Below are 3052 nucleotides of genomic sequence, written 5' to 3'. Positions count from 1 at the left end.
ACCTACAATCAGAACAGACCAATCAGTGTTGCACCTCAAAATAAAATTCGGGGACGCCCCTTTGGCTCCCACAGGGCGATAGGGTGGGGGCGTGAGTTCTGACGGTAATAAGCTGCTGGTGATCGACGGACATTCCATGGCCTTCCGGGCGTTCTACGCCTTGCCGCCCGAGAGTTTCATCACCGACTCCGGGCAGTACACCAACGCGGTGCACGGCTTCACGAATATGCTCCTGAAGCTGATCCGCGAGGAGAAGCCCACCCACGTGGTGCTCGCCTTCGACCTGGACACCCCCACATTCCGTCACGAAACCTATGACGAGTACAAGGGTGGCCGGGAAAAGTCCCCGGAGGAGTTCCGCGGCCAGATCGACCTCATCAAGAAGGTGGCCGAGGCGCTGACCATCCCCGCCGTCACGGTGGAGGGCTATGAGGCAGATGACATCGTCGCCACCTACGTCACCCGTGCCGAGGCCGCGGGCTGGGAGACGCTCATCGTCTCCGGGGACCGTGACGCGCTGCAGCTAGTCACCGAGAACACCACGCTGATGTACCCCACCAGCGGCATCTCCAAGACCACGCTGCTGGATCCGGCCGGCGTGGAGGCCAAGTACCTCGTGCCGCCGGAGAAGTACCCCGACCTCGCGGCCCTGGTGGGAGAGTCCGCGGACAACCTTCCCGGTGTGCCCAAAGTCGGTCCCAAGACCGCGGCCAAGTGGATCAACCAGTACGGATCGACCCGGGAGATCGTCAGCAACGCGGACCAGATCGGCGGCAAGGTCGGTGAGAACCTGAGGGCGGCGCTCGCCGACGTGGAGCGCAACCTCGAGCTCAACAAGCTCGTGCGCGACCTTGAGCTGCCGGTGGATCTGGAGGAGGCGGTCCTCACCCCGCCCGACCGTGAGGCTGTGGAGCCCCTCTTCGACGCGCTGCAGTTCAACCAGATCCGCGAGCGGCTCTTCGAAGTTTTCGCCGCACGCTTCCCCGAGGCGGACCTGGCCGCGGAGCCCACCGTGGGTCTGCCGACGGTGGAGATCGCCCGGAGCGCGCAGCAGCTCACCCAGTTCCTGGCAGCCCACGACGACGCCCCCCTGGCACTGACTCTCTGCCTGGATCGCAGCGGAGAGTCACTTTCCAGCAAGCCCAAGCGGGACGAGGCTGCGCGCGTGGCCGAGGCGCTCGCCGTCGTCGTCGTGCCTGCCCATGACAGCGCCGAGGAGACCGTCACGGCGCTGACTGTGCCGCTGACCGAGGCCGATGCGGAGCTGGAGTCCGCGCTCGCGGCGTGGCTCTCCGACACCGGTGCACCCAAGCTCGTGCATGACTACAAGGACGCCGGCAAACGCCTGGCCTGGCGCGGACTGAGCCTGCGCGGCGCGGTGGAGGACACGCTAATCTCCGGCTACCTGGTCCAACCGGACCGCCGGAACTTCGCGTTCGGCGACCTGGTGACCCAGCATCTGGGCGCCTCCACCGAGCCCGGCGACTACATTGGCGGCGAGGAGTTCCGCGACAGCGCCGAGGCCGCGCAGGCCGCCCTCTTTGACGAGCAGCCCGTGCCCGGCGTGACCGCGGAGGACCTGGCCCGCGCCGCCGTGAAGGGCATGCTTCTGCATACGCTGTCCTCCACGCTGCACGCCGAACTGACCGACCGGAAGGCCGAGCAGCTGCTCTATGAGCTGGAGATTCCGCTGGCCGAGATCCTTCTGCAGATGGAGCTCACCGGCATCGCCGTCAGCGCCGAGAAGTTGCAGGCCCTGGACGCCGAGTTCGAACGAACCATCGCAGAGTCCGCCCAGGCCGCCTACGCCGTGGTCGGGCACGAGGTGAACCTGGGATCGCCTAAGCAGCTGCAGACCGTGCTCTTCGACGAGCTGGGGCTGCCTACCCAGGGCGTGAAGAAGAACAAGACCGGCTACTCCACCGACGTGGAGACGCTCCAGGATCTGCTGGCCAAGACCCAGAACGAGTTCCTGGTGCACCTGATGAACCACCGGGACGCCTCCAAGCTGCGTCAGACCGTGACAGGCCTGATGGAGGCAGTCGGCGACGACGGGCGGATCCACACCACCTACGCCCAGACCGTGGCGGCCACCGGCCGGCTCTCCAGCCTGCACCCCAACCTGCAGAACATCCCCGTGCGGACCGCTGCGGGGCGGAAGATCCGCGATGCCTTCGAGGTCGGTCATGGGTACGAGACCCTGCTGACCGCCGACTACTCCCAGATCGAGATGCGCATTATGGCCCATCTCTCCGGCGACGAGGCTCTCAAAGAGGCCTTCCGTGCCGGGGAGGACCTGCACAACTTTGTGGGCGCTCGCGTCTTCGGCGTCGGCACGGACGAGGTCACCCCCGAGCAGCGCTCCAAGGTCAAAGCCATGAGCTACGGCCTGGTCTACGGTCTCTCCAGCTTCGGCCTCTCCAAGCAGCTGGGCATCGGGGTCGACGAGGCGCGGGACCTGATGAACGAGTACTTTGAGCGGTTCGGAGCGGTGCGTGACTACCTTCGCGACGTCGTCGCCCAGGCCAAGAAGGACGGTTACACCTCCACGATCTACGGGCGCCGCCGCTATCTGCCGGATCTGACCAGCGACAACCGTCAGCTGCGTCAGATGGCCGAGCGTGCCGCACTCAACGCGCCCATCCAGGGCTCGGCTGCGGACATCATTAAACGCGCCATGATCGACGTCGACACCGCCCTGGCCCAGTCCCAGCTGGGGTCCCGCATGCTCCTGCAGGTCCATGACGAACTGGTGCTCGAAGTGGCCCCGGGAGAGCGGGAGGAGGTCGAGAAGCTGCTGGTCGAGAAGATGAGCAGTGCGGCGGACCTCACCGTTCCTCTGGACGTGCACGTCGGGGCAGGCGCCAGCTGGCACGAAGCTGCCCACTGAGCCACTGCGCAGAGCCACTGCAGAGCCGCCGACGCACAGCGTTCTGGATAGATGTGAGAAACGCACCCTGGTTTGTGCATTCGCACCCCTGTTGCGCGGCGGCTGCGGTGTGTGATGTCTCAGGAGATCGGTGACAGAACTGTCTCAAGACATCAGTGACAC

The 3052-nt window shown here is 65.8% G+C and carries 1 protein-coding gene; it reads left to right on the top strand.

What is annotated here, in order from left to right:
• The first annotated feature begins 91 nt into the window (after positions 1-91).
• On the top strand, positions 92-2890 hold the full coding sequence (gene polA, locus RH857_RS13415; protein WP_310538479.1) for a DNA polymerase I: 2799 nt from the start codon (positions 92-94) through the stop codon (positions 2888-2890).
• The last annotated feature ends 162 nt before the right edge of the window (positions 2891-3052 follow it).

Origin of the sequence: Nesterenkonia flava (genome assembly GCF_031432335.1) — a bacterium.
GTDB classification, from domain to species: domain Bacteria; phylum Actinomycetota; class Actinomycetes; order Actinomycetales; family Micrococcaceae; genus Nesterenkonia; species Nesterenkonia flava.
Note: the sequence above shows the minus strand (reverse complement) of the source record. Positions and strands in the feature narration are given on the sequence as shown.